Annotated in this window: 16 protein-coding genes; 6 read left to right on the top strand and 10 right to left on the bottom strand. The window is 63.9% G+C overall.

The annotated features are described in order from the left end of the window. Positions 1 to 4: 4 nt before the first annotated feature. The 3 genes from KAK11_RS17755 to KAK11_RS17745 form a co-directional block, all read right to left on the bottom strand. Positions 5 to 253 (bottom strand): acyl carrier protein, encoded by a 249-nt coding sequence (locus KAK11_RS17755; protein WP_210810645.1) that lies wholly within the window; start codon positions 251 to 253, stop codon positions 5 to 7. A 21-nt stretch (positions 254 to 274) separates the two neighbouring features. Next, complete coding sequence (acpS, locus tag KAK11_RS17750; RefSeq protein WP_210810643.1) at positions 275 to 769, bottom strand: holo-ACP synthase; 495 nt, start codon at positions 767 to 769, stop codon at positions 275 to 277. 90 nt (positions 770 to 859) lie between these two features. Then, the gene (locus KAK11_RS17745; protein ID WP_210810642.1) at positions 860 to 1,519 is read right to left on the bottom strand and encodes an alpha/beta hydrolase; all 660 of its coding nucleotides are present in this window, start codon (positions 1,517 to 1,519) and stop codon (positions 860 to 862) included. Between the two features lie 206 nt (positions 1,520 to 1,725). Between KAK11_RS17745 and KAK11_RS17740 the strand changes: the two genes are divergently transcribed. Genes KAK11_RS17740 through KAK11_RS17730 form a run of 3 tightly spaced genes read left to right on the top strand, consistent with a single transcriptional unit; the run spans position 1,726 to position 4,865 of the window. Further along, positions 1,726 to 2,901 (top strand): acyl-CoA dehydrogenase family protein, encoded by a 1,176-nt coding sequence (locus KAK11_RS17740; RefSeq protein ID WP_210810641.1) that lies wholly within the window; start codon positions 1,726 to 1,728, stop codon positions 2,899 to 2,901. 13 nt (positions 2,902 to 2,914) lie between these two features. Further along, a complete protein-coding gene (locus tag KAK11_RS17735) occupies positions 2,915 to 3,835 on the top strand; it encodes an amino acid--[acyl-carrier-protein] ligase (protein WP_210810640.1) in 921 nt (306 codons plus the stop codon). Between the two features lie 25 nt (positions 3,836 to 3,860). Further along, complete coding sequence (locus KAK11_RS17730) at positions 3,861 to 4,865, top strand: DUF1839 family protein (RefSeq protein WP_210810638.1); 1,005 nt, start codon at positions 3,861 to 3,863, stop codon at positions 4,863 to 4,865. A gap of 39 nt (positions 4,866 to 4,904) precedes the next feature. Here the strand turns inward: KAK11_RS17730 and KAK11_RS17725 are convergent, their stop codons facing one another. Genes KAK11_RS17725 through KAK11_RS17715 form a run of 3 tightly spaced genes read right to left on the bottom strand, consistent with a single transcriptional unit; the run spans position 4,905 to position 6,822 of the window. Continuing rightward, positions 4,905 to 5,318 (bottom strand): group II truncated hemoglobin, encoded by a 414-nt coding sequence (locus KAK11_RS17725; protein ID WP_210810637.1) that lies wholly within the window; start codon positions 5,316 to 5,318, stop codon positions 4,905 to 4,907. Next, on the bottom strand, positions 5,318 to 6,100 hold the full coding sequence (locus KAK11_RS17720; protein WP_210810636.1) for a MinD/ParA family protein: 783 nt from the start codon (positions 6,098 to 6,100) through the stop codon (positions 5,318 to 5,320). Before KAK11_RS17720 ends, KAK11_RS17725 begins: the two co-directional genes overlap by 1 nt. After that, a complete protein-coding gene (locus tag KAK11_RS17715) occupies positions 6,097 to 6,822 on the bottom strand; it encodes a GGDEF domain-containing protein (protein ID WP_375140700.1) in 726 nt (241 codons plus the stop codon). The genes KAK11_RS17720 and KAK11_RS17715 overlap by 4 nt, the downstream gene beginning before the upstream one ends. 194 nt (positions 6,823 to 7,016) lie before the next feature. On the opposite strand from KAK11_RS17715, the gene KAK11_RS17710 reads away from it, so the two are divergent. The 3 genes from KAK11_RS17710 to KAK11_RS17700 are packed head-to-tail and all read left to right on the top strand — an operon-like array spanning position 7,017 to position 9,762. After that, on the top strand, positions 7,017 to 7,892 hold the full coding sequence (locus KAK11_RS17710; RefSeq protein WP_210810634.1) for a CheR family methyltransferase: 876 nt from the start codon (positions 7,017 to 7,019) through the stop codon (positions 7,890 to 7,892). Positions 7,893 to 7,932: 40 nt separating this feature from the next. Then, positions 7,933 to 8,601: a chemoreceptor glutamine deamidase CheD gene (gene cheD, locus KAK11_RS17705; protein ID WP_210810633.1), complete on the top strand. Its 669-nt coding sequence runs from the start codon at positions 7,933 to 7,935 to the stop codon at positions 8,599 to 8,601. A gap of 36 nt (positions 8,602 to 8,637) precedes the next feature. Then, entirely contained in the window at positions 8,638 to 9,762 is a 1,125-nt protein-coding gene (locus tag KAK11_RS17700) for a protein-glutamate methylesterase/protein-glutamine glutaminase (protein ID WP_210810632.1), read from the top strand. A gap of 54 nt (positions 9,763 to 9,816) precedes the next feature. Here the strand turns inward: KAK11_RS17700 and KAK11_RS17695 are convergent, their stop codons facing one another. The 4 genes from KAK11_RS17695 to rph form a co-directional block, all read right to left on the bottom strand. Beyond that, positions 9,817 to 10,950, bottom strand: a complete 1,134-nt coding sequence (locus tag KAK11_RS17695; RefSeq protein WP_210810630.1) for a glycerophosphodiester phosphodiesterase — start codon at positions 10,948 to 10,950, stop codon at positions 9,817 to 9,819. 151 nt (positions 10,951 to 11,101) lie between these two features. Beyond that, positions 11,102 to 12,343 (bottom strand): radical SAM family heme chaperone HemW, encoded by a 1,242-nt coding sequence (hemW, locus tag KAK11_RS17690; protein WP_210810629.1) that lies wholly within the window; start codon positions 12,341 to 12,343, stop codon positions 11,102 to 11,104. Beyond that, positions 12,340 to 12,975: an RdgB/HAM1 family non-canonical purine NTP pyrophosphatase gene (gene rdgB / locus KAK11_RS17685; RefSeq protein WP_210810628.1), complete on the bottom strand. Its 636-nt coding sequence runs from the start codon at positions 12,973 to 12,975 to the stop codon at positions 12,340 to 12,342. Before rdgB ends, hemW begins: the two co-directional genes overlap by 4 nt. An 18-nt stretch (positions 12,976 to 12,993) precedes the next feature. Then, complete coding sequence (rph, locus tag KAK11_RS17680; protein WP_210810625.1) at positions 12,994 to 13,737, bottom strand: ribonuclease PH; 744 nt, start codon at positions 13,735 to 13,737, stop codon at positions 12,994 to 12,996. Positions 13,738 to 13,778 lie beyond the last annotated feature (41 nt).

The following is a 13,778-nucleotide window of genomic DNA, read 5'->3' as shown; positions in this document are numbered from 1 at the left end:
ACCCTTAGGCGGTCAGCTCTTCCACGGCAGCTTGGATCGCTGCCACGCTGGAGAACACAGCGCGGGTCAGCAAGTGGTCGGGGAACTCAATGTCGAACTCACCCTCCAGCGCCAGCATGACGTTGACGCTGGCGTGCGAGGTCATGCCCGCCGCGTACAGGTCAGCATCAGCAGCCAGGGCTGCGGCGTCTTGCGACAGCTTGCCATGCTTGGCCAGGATGGCTCGGATACGCTCAGCAACAGAAGCACTCATGGAAAATCTCCTCGTCAAAAATCAAACACATTCGGGGGATGCGGCCTCATCAGCCACAGCAACGACCAAGGCACAGGCCTGCTCGCCGTCATGACTCAAAGACACCGTCATGCTGCGCACGCCCAGCGCCTGGGCATGCGCCAGGGCTCGGCCATGCAGGCGCAGCTCTGGCTTGCCCGAGGGCAATCGAAACACTTCAATCTGGCGCCAATCGACGCCCACCTCAGACAAGCCAAAGGCCTTGATGGCCGCTTCTTTGGCGGCAAAGCGCGCCGCCAAGCGCTCTACGCCGCCATCGACACTTTCGGCCGCCACCGCCTGCTCTTGAGCGGTGAACAAGCGCTGCACAAAGCGCGGACCAAACGCGGCCAGTGACTCACGCAGGGAGGCCAGCGCCACGGTGTCGATGCCTGCGCACAAGCGCTGGCCCGGCAGCGCGCGGGCGGCCCACTGAGGGTCAATCTGGAGAGTCTGCATGGAGGGGGCGGTGGCAGCGTTGAAGACGAAGGGGTCCATGTCACCGACGGCCCGCGCCCCAGCGGCATGGACCGGCTGCACCGGCGCCAAGGGGCCAGAGGCGGGCGGATGATAACGGAGCTAACGTGATCATGGGTAGAGCCCATGGACAAATCGGCGCAAGCCCCGCCACACCACCATCGTCAGCTCATGCCCCCCGTCAAAGGGCTGCCACTGCACGTGCGCGCCCGCTGTGTGAAGCATGTCGCGCAAGCCTTCACCGGCGCTGAAGGCCAGGTCGTTGTCGAGGCGCCCGTGCGTCACCCACACCGGCAATCCTGCCAATCGGGGCAGCAAGGGCTGCCAGGTGTCAAGGTCAATGCGCGAGGCCGACATCAGCGCCAAGGCATCGGCCTGAGCGTCGGGGTGTTGCAGCAAGTAGTCAACGGCCAACATGCCCCCTTGCGAAAACCCCGCCAGCACCAATGGCAAACCGGGGTGCTGTGCGCGGGCAGCCCGCACTGCCTCATGCAAAGCCTCCCTCGCTCGTGCGCGTTCTTTGGGGGACCGCTGGGCCAAGTCAACGGGGCCTGTCGCCAGGGCGGCCTCACGCTTGGCCAGGTCCACCGGCCACCAGGACAGCGATCCATCCGGGTACTGCACCGGCCCGGCCGGGCAACACACCAAGGCCTGCGGCTCCAGGACTTTGGCAAATGCCTGCATGGTCTGCGGCAGCATGGTCAAGCCATGCAGCAGCAGCACCAAGCAACGCGGGGCAGGGTCTGTGGCATTAAAGGCAGGTGAGGACATGACGAAAAAGACAGAGAAAGACAAGCCCGCCAGCGCAAGCTTGGCGCAATCCTCTGCCCGAGACAAAGTTTCCCGTGATTTTCTCGCGAGCCTCACCGTTTCGTGAGCTTGATTTCGCGAACAACTGACGCATTGCCCGCAAAATTCAAGGCATGTCCTTCTGACGGCAAGCCCTTTGGCTCACCCGTCCTTACTGGAACCGTTACATGTCCACCCTTGCCCCTTCTTTCGACGCCTTGCTCGACGCCGCCCACCGCATCAGCAAGGAGGTGTCCGCCTTGCATGCCAATGACGTGGATGTCAAAGGCCGGTTCCCTCGGGAGTCCGTGGAAGCCATGCGCGCCGCCAAGCTGATGTCAGCCCCGGTGCCGCGGGAGCTGGGCGGCTCGGGCTGCAGCATGCGGCAATTGGCGCAGATCGTCTCCGCGCTGGCGCCGGGATGCGCCTCGGCCGCCATGGTGCTGACCATGCATTACAGCCAGGTGGCCTGCTTGATGCGCAACACGGGTGGCAACCCCACGCTGCTGCAGCGCGTGCGCGAACTCTGCGAGCACCAGCACCTGATCGCCTCCATCACCTCAGAAGTGGGCACTTTTGGCGATACCCGAAGCAGTATCTGCGCCGTCGAAAGGTTGGGCGACAGCTACCGCCTGAACAAGGATGCCACCACCGGCTCTTATTGCGCCGATGCCGACGTCATCTTGGTGACTTGCCGCAAGACGGCCGACTCTGCCGCCAACGACCAGTGCTTGGTCTACAACCGCAAGTCCGACCTGACGCTGGAGCAGACCAGCACCTGGGACACTTTGGGCATGCGCGGCACCTGCAGCCCGGGCTATAAGTTCAGTGCCACCGGCCCCATCGACCATGTGCTGCCCGTGGACTATGCCGAGATTTCGGCGGCGTCCATGGTCCCTTACTCGCACATCCTGTGGTCGGCACTGTGGATGGGCATTGCGGCCGGCGCCTATGGCAAGGCCGCCCAGTATGTGCGCACCCTGGCCCGCAAGAACCCGGGCACCGTGCCGCCCCAGGCCCTGCCCTTGGCCGAGCTCAACACCCGGCTGCAGGTCATTCGCCAGCAGATCATGGCCATTGCCGATGAGTACGACGGCTTTGTGGCCGCCGGCGACAAGGTGGAGTCCTACAGCAGCCTGAGCTGGGCGCTGCGCATGAACAACCTGAAGATTTCTACCTCGGAGGCCGCGCCGCAGATCGTGATCGCCGCGCTGCAGATCGTGGGCATCCAGGGCTACAAAAATGACGGCCCTTACGCGATGGGCCGCCCGCTGCGCGACGCGCTGTCGGGCTCGCTGATGGTCTCCAACGACCGTATTGCTGCCAAGAGCGCCGCCCTGCTGTTGGTCCACAAAGACGACTGACCCCGAACCCACCATGACCACACCTCAAGACCGCTACGACCCCAAGGCCTTCTACGACGGCCTGGTGGCCCATGGCCTGATCATTCCCACCCCCATCAAGGGCGGCTACGGCCGCGGTGCGGTGTTCGAGGACATCCTCGACCGCTTTGACGCGCTGGTCCAGCGCGAAGCCGCAGGCGACGGCGCCGAGACCATGACCTTTCCGCCCATCGTCGCGCGCACGATGATCGAGAAGATGGGCTATCTGGACAACTTCCCGCAGCTCATCGGCAGCATCCACAGCTTTTTCGGCAAAGAGCTCGACGCCCGCGCCATGGCTGATAAGGCCCGCAACGGCGAGCGCTGGGAAGAGGCGCTAGAGATCACCGAAAGCATGCTGTTGCCGGCCGCCTGCTACCCGGTCTACCCCGTCTTCAGTGGCCTGCTGCCCGACGGTGGCCGCTTGGTGACCGTGCGCAATTGGTGCTACCGGCACGAGCCCTCGGATGAGCCCACCCGCCTGCAATCCTTCCGCATGCGCGAATACATCCGCGTTGGCGCCCCCGACGATGTCCAAGCCTGGCGCAACGCCTGGCTGGAGCGCGGCCTGCGCCTGTTGCAGGGCCTGAAGCTGCCGGTGATCAGCGATGTGGCCAACGACCCCTTCTTTGGCAAGGCCGGCAAGATGATGGCGACCAGCCAGCGCGAGCAGCAGCTGAAGTTCGAGATCATGGTCCCGGTCATCTCCGAGGAAAAGCCCACCGCCATCTGCTCCTTCAACTGGCACCAAGAGCACTTCACCGGCAAGTTCGGCATCCAGCGTGCCGACGGCAGCACCGCCCACACCGCCTGCCTGGGCTTTGGCCTGGAGCGCGTCACCCTGGCGCTGATCAAGACCCACGGTTTTGACGTGAACCAATGGCCCGCCGATGTGCGCGCCCAACTCTGGCCTTGAGTGTCCAATCCGGATGAGCATGAGCTTGCGCAGCACCCTCGACACCTTGGCACTGTCCCGCGCCACCGCCCTGCCCGGCCTGGACCCCGCCCACTACCAGCGCCATGCCCTGCATGGTGAGGGCGCGGTGTGGCCCGAGAAAAACTGCTATGCCGACCTGTGGATCGAGCTGCTGCATGCCATGGGGCTGGACCCTCATGCCATGCTGGGCGTAACGCTGCCGCTGGACTTTGAAGGCGACCAGTGGACTTTTTTCAAGCCCTCGCACGACGAACTCCGGCGCTGCTATGGCCTGGATGTCCAAGAGCTGACGCTCTGGCGCCCGCTGCTGGATCACGCCCTGGAGCACCTGAGCGCCGGCAAGCTGATCAGCGTCGAAGCCGATGCGTTTTGGCTGCCCGATGTGGCCGGCACCGATTACCGCCAGAACCATTCCAAGACCACCATCGTGCTGGCCGACATCGATGTCGCCGCCAAGCGCTTGGTCTACTTCCACAACGCGGGCTGCTATGCGCTGGAGGGTGAAGACTTCGACCGCACCTTCCGGCTGGGCCAGCCCGCCGACCCCAGCTATCTGCCGCTGTTTGCCGAGGTCATTCGCAGCGACCGCCGTGTGTCTCGCCCCTTGGCGGAGCTTCAAGCTCAAGGCCGAGCCCAGCTGCCGGACTTGCTGAAGCGCCGCCCCACCGACAACCCCATGCACCGCTTTGGCCAGCGCTTCCACCAAGATTTGCCGTGGCTGCGCGAGCAAGGGCTGGATCACTATCACGTCTGGGCCTTTGCCGGCACGCGGCAAATGGGCGCCGGTTTTGAGTTGGCCTCGCGCTGGCTGCGCTGGCTGGAGCTTGGCCCCGCGGCAGAGCCCGCCGTCGCCGCCTTCGACGAGATCGGCCAGACCGGCAAGACGCTGATCCTCAAGGGCGCGCGGGCGGTGATGTCAGCCAAGCCGACGGACCTGAGCCCGCTGTTCGATACCCTGGCCAGCGCTTGGGACCGTGGCTTCGCGGCGCTGGACCAACTTCAGGCCTAAGGCGCGCGAACGCGCCCTCATGGGGTGAGGCCGGGCTGGTCAGTCGGGCCGATTGCGCATCCAGTCTGCCGTATCGAAGAAAGACTTCTGCAGCCGGCTGGCCAAGGCCTCAGGCACCTGCTCGTCTTCCATCGCCTGGAACATGCAGGCCAGCCACTGGTCGCGCTCTTCACGGCCGATGGAAAACGGCAGATGGCGCGCCCTCAAGCGAGGGTGGCCAAAGCGCTCGATGAAATGGTTGGGCCCGCCCAACCAGCCGCACAAAAACCAAAACAGCTTGTCGCGGGCGTCGTCCAGCGTGCTGCCGTGGACCTGGCGCAGCACGGTGAAGCGGGGTTCCAAGTCCATCAGATCGTAAAAACGATCCACCAAGCTGCGCACGCGCGCTTCGCCGCCCATCATCTCGAACGGTGTGGGACCAGCAGGTGCAGAAGAGGTGTCGTCGTCGGCCATCAGTCGGCCAGGCGCGTGGCCGCCGCCACAATGCCTTGGGCCGCGGGGCTGCCTGGAAAGCAATCCAGCAGCAATTGTCGCCGCTGCACGGCCTGACGCACGGCGGGGTCCGACGGAATCTCGCCCAAAAAGGCCAGTTTGACCGGGGCTTCCAAACCGGGGGTGACATAGCGGTCGACGACTTGCTGCAATTGGCCCCGAATGGTGCGGCCTTCGCCAACCTTGCTGACTTGGTTGACCAAGAGACGCAAATCCCGACGTCCTTGGGTCGTGGCAATGACTTTGATCGTGGCGTAGGCGTCGGTCAGCGACGTAGGCTCGGGCGTGGCCACGACCAGCACTTCGTCGGCCAGCGAGACGGTGTAGAGCACCACATCGGAGATGCCAGCCCCGGTATCCAGCAAGATGCGGTCGTACTTGGGCCGGATCTGGCGAATCACATCGACCAATTGGTCACGCACTTCGGGCGTGAGGCGCGAATACTCCACCATGCCGGAGCCCGCCAGCAGCACGGAGAAGCCGCCGGGTGCCGGGATGATGGCTTCTTCAAGCTGATGCTTGCCCGTGAACACATCGTGCAGCGTGATCTTGGGATAGAGGTTCAGCACCACGTCCAGGTTGGCCAAGCCTAAGTCGGCGTCCAGCACCAAGACCCGCAGGCCTTGACGCGCCATGGCAGCAGCCAGGTTGGCAGACACGAACGTCTTGCCCACCCCGCCTTTGCCGCTGGTGATCGCGGTGATTCGGGCCACATGGCCGGTTGAAGCGGCTTGGGCGTTCATGCAATATCCCCTGACGGTGAGCTGCCAAACAGCAGCCCTTTTTCTTCAGCACTGACCAGAGAGACCGGTGTCGGCTCCAGGCAAGTGCGGTTACGCCCTTCTGATTTGGCGCGATAGAGCTGCAAGTCCGCACGCTCCGCCCACAGCGAGGCCGAGGAGCGCACCCACTGCGGCGCAAAGGCTCCGCCAATACTGACCGTCACGCCCAGGCGTTGAGAGGGGCCCACATCAATGGCGCGGGACTCAATGCGCAAACGCACCCGCTCGGCCACGGTTTGCCCAAAGGCCGGTGGGCAGTTAGGCAAGATGATGGCGAACTCCTCGCCGCCGATGCGAGCGGCCAAGTCCATGGGACGCACGCTCTCGCCAATGGCCTGAGCCACGGCCTTGATGACGGCATCGCCACAGCTGTGGCCATGGCTGTCGTTGACCCGCTTGAAGTGGTCAATGTCCAGATAGAGCAACAAGGCCGGCTCGCCGGAGCGCGCCACCCGATCAATCTCACGGTTCAGCGCCGACTCGAACGTGCGGCGGTTGGCCAGCCCGGTCAGTGCGTCGCGGCTGCTGAGGTCGCAGAGCTTGTCCACCAAAGACTGCAGCCAAGCCCCAGAGCCCGGCAGGCCTTGCGGCAACTCCTGGCCGGTTTGGCGCAGAAGCTGCAGTGCTCGATCCAGGTTCAGAACCCCCGGATCGGGCAAGTCGGCGTAGGGAATGTGATCCACGGCAGGCGGCTTTAGCAGTGCTCAGTTCGATGAGGAGGCCAGTATAGGAGCGGGGGGGAGCGGCTCAAGACGGGGATAAAGGCCCCGAAAGCCCTGCAACTCCAGCCGCCGCAAGGGCCCGGTCATTGCAAGACTCTCGGTCAAGCTCCGCTGCGAGGCTTTTGTCGCGGCCTTCCACTTTGCGCCTCCACACCATGTCCAGTTTGCTCGATGCGCCACCCCGCCCCAGTAGCCCTGGCCTCAGCGATGGGTCGGCCCAAGAGTTCAGCTTCTCAGCGGCTGACTTTGAGCGCGTGCGGCAGCTGATTTACCAGCGCGCCGGCATCAGCCTGCACGAGGGCAAGCGCGCGATGGTCTACAGCCGCCTCTCGCGGCGCCTCAGAGAAACCAACCACACCAGCTTTCACGCCTATCTGGAATGGCTGGAGCGCTCCAGCGGTGCGGCCGGCGAGCAAGAGTGGCAGGAATTCATCAACAGCCTGACCACCAACCTGACCGCCTTTTTCCGGGAAGAGCACCACTTTCATGCCATGGCCGAGATGCTGCGCAGCCACACATCCGGCCCCTTGCGAGTGTGGTGCTGCGCCGCCTCAACGGGTGAAGAGCCTTACTCCATCGCCATGGTGTTGACTGAAGCGCTTGGTGCCAGCCACCAGGCCAAGCTGCTGGCCAGCGACATTGACACCAAGGTGCTGGCTCAGGCCCAGCGCGGTGTTTACCCCGCCGACTCACGAGGCTTGAGCCCTGAGCGACTGAAGAGACATTTCTTGCGCGGCACCGCCAGCAACGCCGGCTTCATCCGTGCCAAGCCAGAGCTGAGCCGTTGCATCGAGTTTCGGCCCTTCAATCTGATGAGCACGCAGTGGAGCAGCCTGGGCGAGCCTTTCGACATGGTGTTCTGCCGCAACGTAATGATCTATTTCGACCCCCCGACCCAGCGCAAGGTGCTGGAGCGCATCCACCAGGTGATGAAGCCCGGCGGCATGCTCTTCGTCGGTCACTCTGAAAACTTCACCGAGTCGCGCGACTTGTTTGCGCTGCAAGGCAAGACCATTTATCGCCGGGCCTAAGTGCCTTCATGAGCCTCCCCACACTCACCAAAGCCAGCCCATGAATCCACCGCTGAACACTGCCAGCCACACCAAGTCTCCAGCGATCGGTGGGCGCAATCAGCGCCTTGAGAAGCTGAAGTCACAGCCTCGTCGGGCCGGTGAAGCGTCGTTCTTTTATTACGACGCGCACTTTGGCAATGAGGCCGTCAAAGTCTTGCCCGGCGAGTACTACGTCGACACCGAAGACATTCTGGTGATGACCACTTTGGGCTCCTGTATCGCGGCCTGCATCTGGGACCGCGACCGGCGCATTGGCGGTATGAACCACTTCATGTTGCCTGAGGGCGCTGGAGACTCCGGCCGCTACGGCACCTACGCGATGGAGTTGTTGATCAACGAGATGATGAAGCGCGGCGCCTCACGCTTGAGCATGGAGGCCAAGATCTTTGGCGGCGGCGCCGTCATCAGTGGCATGAACAGCATCAATGTCGGCGAGCGCAACACCAAGTTCGTCACCGAGTTCCTCAGCACCGAGCGCATTCCCATCGTCTCCAAAGACGTGCTGGACATCTATCCGCGCAAGGTCTGCTTCCTGCCGGCCAGCGGCAAGGCCATGGTCAAGCGCTTAGCGCCGGCCAATGCCGAGGCACTGGTCGCCCAAGACAAACTCGCCGCGCAGAATGCCGCCCCCGCCACCACAGGCGGCGGCTCTGTGGACTTGTTCTAAACACCAAAACCAAAACCTGCTCAGGAGCTTCAAGCTATGTCTAAGACCCGTGTCGTGGTGGTGGATGATTCAGCGCTGGTGCGCAGCATATTGAGCGAGATCATCAATCGCCAACCGGACATGACCTGCGTTGGCGCGGCCGCCGACCCGTTCATCGCCCGCGAGATGATTCGCAACCTGAACCCAGACGTCATCACCCTGGATGTGGAGATGCCGCGCATGGACGGCATCGACTTCTTGTCCAAGCTGATGCGCTTGCGCCCCATGCCGGTGGTGATGGTGTCCACGCTGACCGAGCGCGGCGCCGAAGTCACCATGCGGGCCTTGGAACTCGGTGCTGTTGACTTTGTGGCCAAGCCCAAGATTGGCATTGCGGATGGCTTGAAGATCCTGGCCGAAGAGATCACGGACAAGGTGAGGATCGCCTCCAAAGCCCATGTCCACCGCCCACCACCCTCGGTGACTGCGGCTGTGGCGGCCGCTGGCACAGCCGCCGCGTCGAGCGCCGCCAGCGCAAGCCCAGCCGCCACCGCCAAACCCAGCGCGCCGCTGGGCCGCGTCTCCACCGAAAAGATCATCTTCATCGGCGCCTCGACGGGTGGCACCGAAGCCACCAAGGAAGTGCTGGTCAACTTGCCGCCTGACTCTCCTGCCGTGGTGATCACCCAGCACATGCCGCCAGGCTTCACCAAGAGCTACGCCACGCGCTTGGATGGGCTGTGCAAGATTCGTGTGAAAGAGGCGACCGATGGCGAGCGCATCCTGCCAGGCCACGCCTACATCGCACCGGGTGGCTTGCATCTATCTGTCGAGCGCTCGGGCGCCAACTATGTGGCCCGGGTGCGCGACGGTGAGCCCGTCAACCGCCACAAACCAAGTGTGGAAGTGCTGTTTGAATCTGCCGCTCGAGTGGTCGGGCCCAACGCCTTCGGCATCATGCTGACAGGGATGGGCGCCGATGGCGCCAAGGCCATGAAGGCCATGCGGGACGCCGGGGCCTTCAACATCTGCCAAAACGAAGCCAGCTGCGTGGTGTTTGGCATGCCGCGAGAGGCGATCAACCATGGTGCGGCCGACGAGGTGCTGCCGCTCAACCAGATTGCCGGCCACTTGATCGACAAGCTGCGCGCCGCTCACGGTGCGACGCTGCATCGCGTTTGAATGCGAAAGAGGGCAGCCCTGGCTGCCCTCCTCTTCAACGTGTCAGGCCTGCGCTCACAAGCCGTTGCGCGCCGCCACGCCCGTGGCGGGGAAGTCTGTGAAGACCCCATCCAAACCCAGGCTCATGTAGTAGCGCATCTCGGCCTGCGGGTCTTTGAAGCCATAGCCCGAGGCATCATTGCGGAAGGTCCAGGTGTAGACCAGCAAGCCCTTGCTGTGCGCCAGCTCCACCACGCCGGTGCTGCCATCCACGCGACGGTCGTTGATGCTCAGCGTCGTGTCGCCCGTGCGCTCCACGCCGTCATCCACCGTCTTGACCAGATAGGGCTTCCAAGGCCCGACGGCGTCCGCATAGGTCTTCACAAAATCAAGGCCGCTGCTGGTGAGCAGGTCTGAGAACAGACGCGCATCGCCCTTCACCACAAAGTCATAAGGCTGGCGGTAAGGCGCCACCAAGGACATGCTGCCGTCTTTGTTCACGTCATCGGCATCAATCAACTGCACCAAGCGGATGTCGGTCTTGGTGTTGAGGTATTGCAAGTTGCTGACTTCAAAGGATTGGATGAACACCGGCGCCGTGCGGGTGTTGCCATAAGCCAGGTGCAGCATGCTGACCAGCTTGTCTTCAAACACATGGCTGCCGAACAAGCCATCGTGGAAGGTGGAGTGCTTGACTTCCGGATAGATGCCCACCGTGCGCCCTGTCTTGGCGCTGGCATTCTTGGCCAGGGTGATGACTTCGGCCAAAGTAGGGATGCCGAATTGGCCGTTATACGCTTGCGAGCGGCTGGCCCGCGATTGCACGGCACGCAAGGTCTTGATCTCCGCCAGCGTGAAGTCGCTGGCAAAGTAGGCGGTGGTCGGCACACCATCGACCATCTTGGTGCTCATGCGGCTGGCCGGGAACTTGGCGGCCACGTCGGTGGTGCTGTCCAGCATGGGCTCATGGCGGGCGATCATTTCGCCATCGGCCGTCAGCACCAGATCAGGCTCAATGAAGTCAGCCCCTTGGTCAATGGCCAGTTGGTAGCTCTCCAAGGTGTGCTCAGGCCGCTCGCCCGAGGCACCACGGTGGCCGATGACCAGCGGCGCTTCGCCGCTGAGTGTGTTGTAGCGGGGGTCGTCACCACCGCCGCAGGCCTGCAATGCAGCCAAGGCCAAGGCGGCCCACAAGAGTCGAGCGTTCATGAGTGTTCCTTCCAACGATGAGGTTTTGTCGTGCGTCACGGTGCCGCACGGCTTGACCCTAACGGGATTGTTGATGGGCATCAAGCCCCAAAACCCACATGATGCTCGCGCCGTGTGAAAGGCGCGTGACACAGCTTCGCGAGCCAGCCCCTCAAGCTGGGGGGAGGAACAAGGCCTGCAGGTCGCTCAAGAAATCAAAGCCACGCTCGGTGGGGCGCCACACCACGCCCGACTCACTCATCTGACGCTCTAGCAAGCCCTTGGCCTGGGCCTGGGCCAAGCCTTGGCTGATCGCCGAGGGCGGCAAGCCGGTGCGCTCTTGGAACAAGGCCTCCTCAAAACCGTCACGCAAGCGCAAGGTGTTGAGCATGAACTCGAAGGGCAATGCCTTGCGTGCAACCTCTTCATCATTGGAGCAGGCTTTGCCGGCCAAGGCCTCACGCATATAGGTCGCCGGCTCGCGCCATTTGACCTGACGCACCACACGATGAGGGTAGCTCAGCTTGCCATGCGCGCCAGCGCCCAGGCCCAGGTAGTCGCCGAACTGCCAGTAGTTCAGGTTGTGCGTGCAGCGGTGGCCGCTGCGGGCATAGGCGGAGACCTCATAGCGCTGCAGCCCCGCGGCCGCGGTGGTGGCCACCACCTGATCCAGCATGTCAGCACTGACATCGTCATCGGGCAGCACCGGAGGGTGATTGGCGAAGACGGTATTCGGTTCCAGCGTCAGGTGGTAGAGCGAGAGATGCGGCGGGGCAAAGCTCAGCGCCGTGCTGAGGTCTTGGGCCAAGTCATCCGCCGTCTGCCCTGGCAGGGCATACATCAGGTCGAGGTTGAAGGTGTCAAAGCAGGCCGCCGCCTCGGCCACGGCGGCGCGGGCTTGGGCGCCATCATGGACACGGCCCAGGGCCTGGAGCTTCGCATCGTCAAAGCTCTGCACGCCAATCGACAAACGCGTGACACCGGCCGCCCGATAGGCCCGAAAACGGTCTTTCTCGAAGGTGCCGGGGTTGGCCTCCATGGTGATCTCGCAGCCCGGCAACAGGGGCAGCAGCAAACGGATGTCACTGAGCAGGCGGGCAATGGCCTCGGGCGAGAACAAGCTGGGCGTGCCTCCGCCAATGAAGATGGAGTGCACCGAGCGCCCCCACACCAGCGGCAAGCTGGCCTCCAGGTCGGCACGCAGCGCGTCCAGGTAGCGGGCTTCGGGCAGGGTGTCTTCCGCGGCTTCGGCGGGCGACAGCCGAATGCCTTTGAACTCATGCGAATTGAAGTCGCAGTACGGGCATTTTTTGAGGCACCACGGCAGGTGCACATACACGGACAGCGGCGGCGGTGCGCCCAGTTGCAAGGTGCCGGGGCGCAGGTAGCGCTGGACCAGCGCCTCGCCATTCATTGGCCCAAGCCCCAGGCGCTTTGCATCAAGCCCAACAGTTGGGCCGCCGCCAGCGCACGGTGGCTGTGCGCATTCTTGGTGGCAGAGTCCAGCGCCGCCACGGTGCAGCCGAAAGCAGGAATGAACATCAGCGGGTCATAGCCAAAGCCACCCTCCCCTTGCGGCGCGCGCAAGATCTCGCCCTGCCAGCGGCCAAAGGCGATCAAGGGCTCCGGGTCGTCGGCCGAGCGAATGGCCACCAGTGCGCAGACAAAGCTGGCCCGGCGCTGAGCCTGGCCTTGCAGCCGGCTCAGCAGCAGTTGGTTGTTGGCGGCATCTTGCAGGGCTCTGAGCGCCTCTCGCTCCGCCGCTGGCGGCGCGGTGAAAGGCGCATAAACCGCGCTTTGCACGCCGGGCGCACCGCCCAGCGCATCCACACACAGGCCGGAGTCATCCGCCAGCGCAGGCAGGCCGGTGGCCGCCGCCGCATGGCGGGCTTTGGCCAGGGCGTTCTCGATGAAGGTGATGTGGGGCTCCTCGGTCTCGGCCACGCCCATGGAGCCTTGGGTGACCAGGCTCAAGGGCAAGGCGCCCAGCAGCGCGCTCAGCTCTTTGAGCTTTTTGGCATTGTTCGAGGCCAGCACCAGCTTCATCTTGCAGCCCTTGCTCAATCAGTCTTGTGCGGGCAGCGGCTGCGCGAGAGCAGTCTTCTGGGCTTGCACCAAGGTGGCAATCCCAGCAGTCGCCAAGTCCAGCAGCGTGCCCATCTCAGCCCGGCTGAAGGCCACGCCCTCGGCTGTGCCTTGCACTTCCACAAAGCCACCGGCACCGGTCATCACCACATTCATGTCGGTGTCGCAGGCTGAGTCTTCGACGTACTCCAGATCCAGCAGCGGCGTGCCTTGGACGATGCCCACCGAGATCGCGGCCACATGGTCGCGAATGGGGTTGCTGCTCAGTGCGCCGCTGGCCAAGAGTTGGTTCACGGCGTCTTGCGCCGCCACAAAGGCCCCGGTGATGGCCGCCGTGCGGGTGCCGCCATCGGCTTGCAGCACGTCGCAATCCAAGGTGATGGTGCGCTCGCCCAAGGCAGCCAGGTCGAACACAGCACGCAGGGAGCGGCCGATCAGGCGCTGGATCTCTTGGGTGCGGCCAGTCTGCTTGCCCTTGGCCGCTTCGCGGCTGGAGCGGGTGTGCGTGGCGCGCGGCAGCATGCCGTATTCAGCCGTGACCCAGCCTTCGCCGCTGCCCTTCTTGTGGGGCGGCACACGTTCTTCCACCGATGCGGTGCACAGCACCCGCGTCTGGCCAAACTCGATCAGGACCGAGCCCTCGGCGTGGCGGGTGTAGCCCCGCGTGATGCGAAGGGGGCGCAAAGCATCGGCCGGACGGCCCAAGGGGCGGACGAAGGTCATGAGAATTCCTGTCAATGGTGAATGCAGCGCATCAGGGGCTT

Source organism: Ideonella paludis, assembly GCF_018069865.1.
GTDB lineage: Bacteria > Pseudomonadota > Gammaproteobacteria > Burkholderiales > Burkholderiaceae_C > Ideonella > Ideonella paludis.
Note: the sequence above shows the minus strand (reverse complement) of the source record. Positions and strands in the feature narration are given on the sequence as shown.

What these genes read in the sequence shown, in the direction of transcription:
- KAK11_RS17700 (WP_210810632.1), top strand. Translation starts at nt 8,638, where the DNA reads ATGTCTAAGACCCGTGTCGTGGTGGTGGATGATTCAGCGCTGGTGCGC.
- rph (WP_210810625.1), bottom strand. Translation starts at nt 13,737, where the DNA reads ATGACCTTCGTCCGCCCCTTGGGCCGTCCGGCCGATGCTTTGCGCCCC.
- KAK11_RS17725 (WP_210810637.1), bottom strand. Translation starts at nt 5,318, where the DNA reads ATGGCCGACGACGACACCTCTTCTGCACCTGCTGGTCCCACACCGTTC.
- acpS (WP_210810643.1), bottom strand. Translation starts at nt 769, where the DNA reads ATGGACCCCTTCGTCTTCAACGCTGCCACCGCCCCCTCCATGCAGACT.
- KAK11_RS17695 (WP_210810630.1), bottom strand. Translation starts at nt 10,950, where the DNA reads ATGAACGCTCGACTCTTGTGGGCCGCCTTGGCCTTGGCTGCATTGCAG.
- hemW (WP_210810629.1), bottom strand. Translation starts at nt 12,343, where the DNA reads ATGAATGGCGAGGCGCTGGTCCAGCGCTACCTGCGCCCCGGCACCTTG.
- KAK11_RS17740 (WP_210810641.1), top strand. Translation starts at nt 1,726, where the DNA reads ATGTCCACCCTTGCCCCTTCTTTCGACGCCTTGCTCGACGCCGCCCAC.
- KAK11_RS17745 (WP_210810642.1), bottom strand. Translation starts at nt 1,519, where the DNA reads ATGTCCTCACCTGCCTTTAATGCCACAGACCCTGCCCCGCGTTGCTTG.
- KAK11_RS17720 (WP_210810636.1), bottom strand. Translation starts at nt 6,100, where the DNA reads ATGAACGCCCAAGCCGCTTCAACCGGCCATGTGGCCCGAATCACCGCG.
- rdgB (WP_210810628.1), bottom strand. Translation starts at nt 12,975, where the DNA reads ATGAAGCTGGTGCTGGCCTCGAACAATGCCAAAAAGCTCAAAGAGCTG.
- KAK11_RS17710 (WP_210810634.1), top strand. Translation starts at nt 7,017, where the DNA reads ATGTCCAGTTTGCTCGATGCGCCACCCCGCCCCAGTAGCCCTGGCCTC.
- cheD (WP_210810633.1), top strand. Translation starts at nt 7,933, where the DNA reads ATGAATCCACCGCTGAACACTGCCAGCCACACCAAGTCTCCAGCGATC.
- KAK11_RS17755 (WP_210810645.1), bottom strand. Translation starts at nt 253, where the DNA reads ATGAGTGCTTCTGTTGCTGAGCGTATCCGAGCCATCCTGGCCAAGCAT.
- KAK11_RS17735 (WP_210810640.1), top strand. Translation starts at nt 2,915, where the DNA reads ATGACCACACCTCAAGACCGCTACGACCCCAAGGCCTTCTACGACGGC.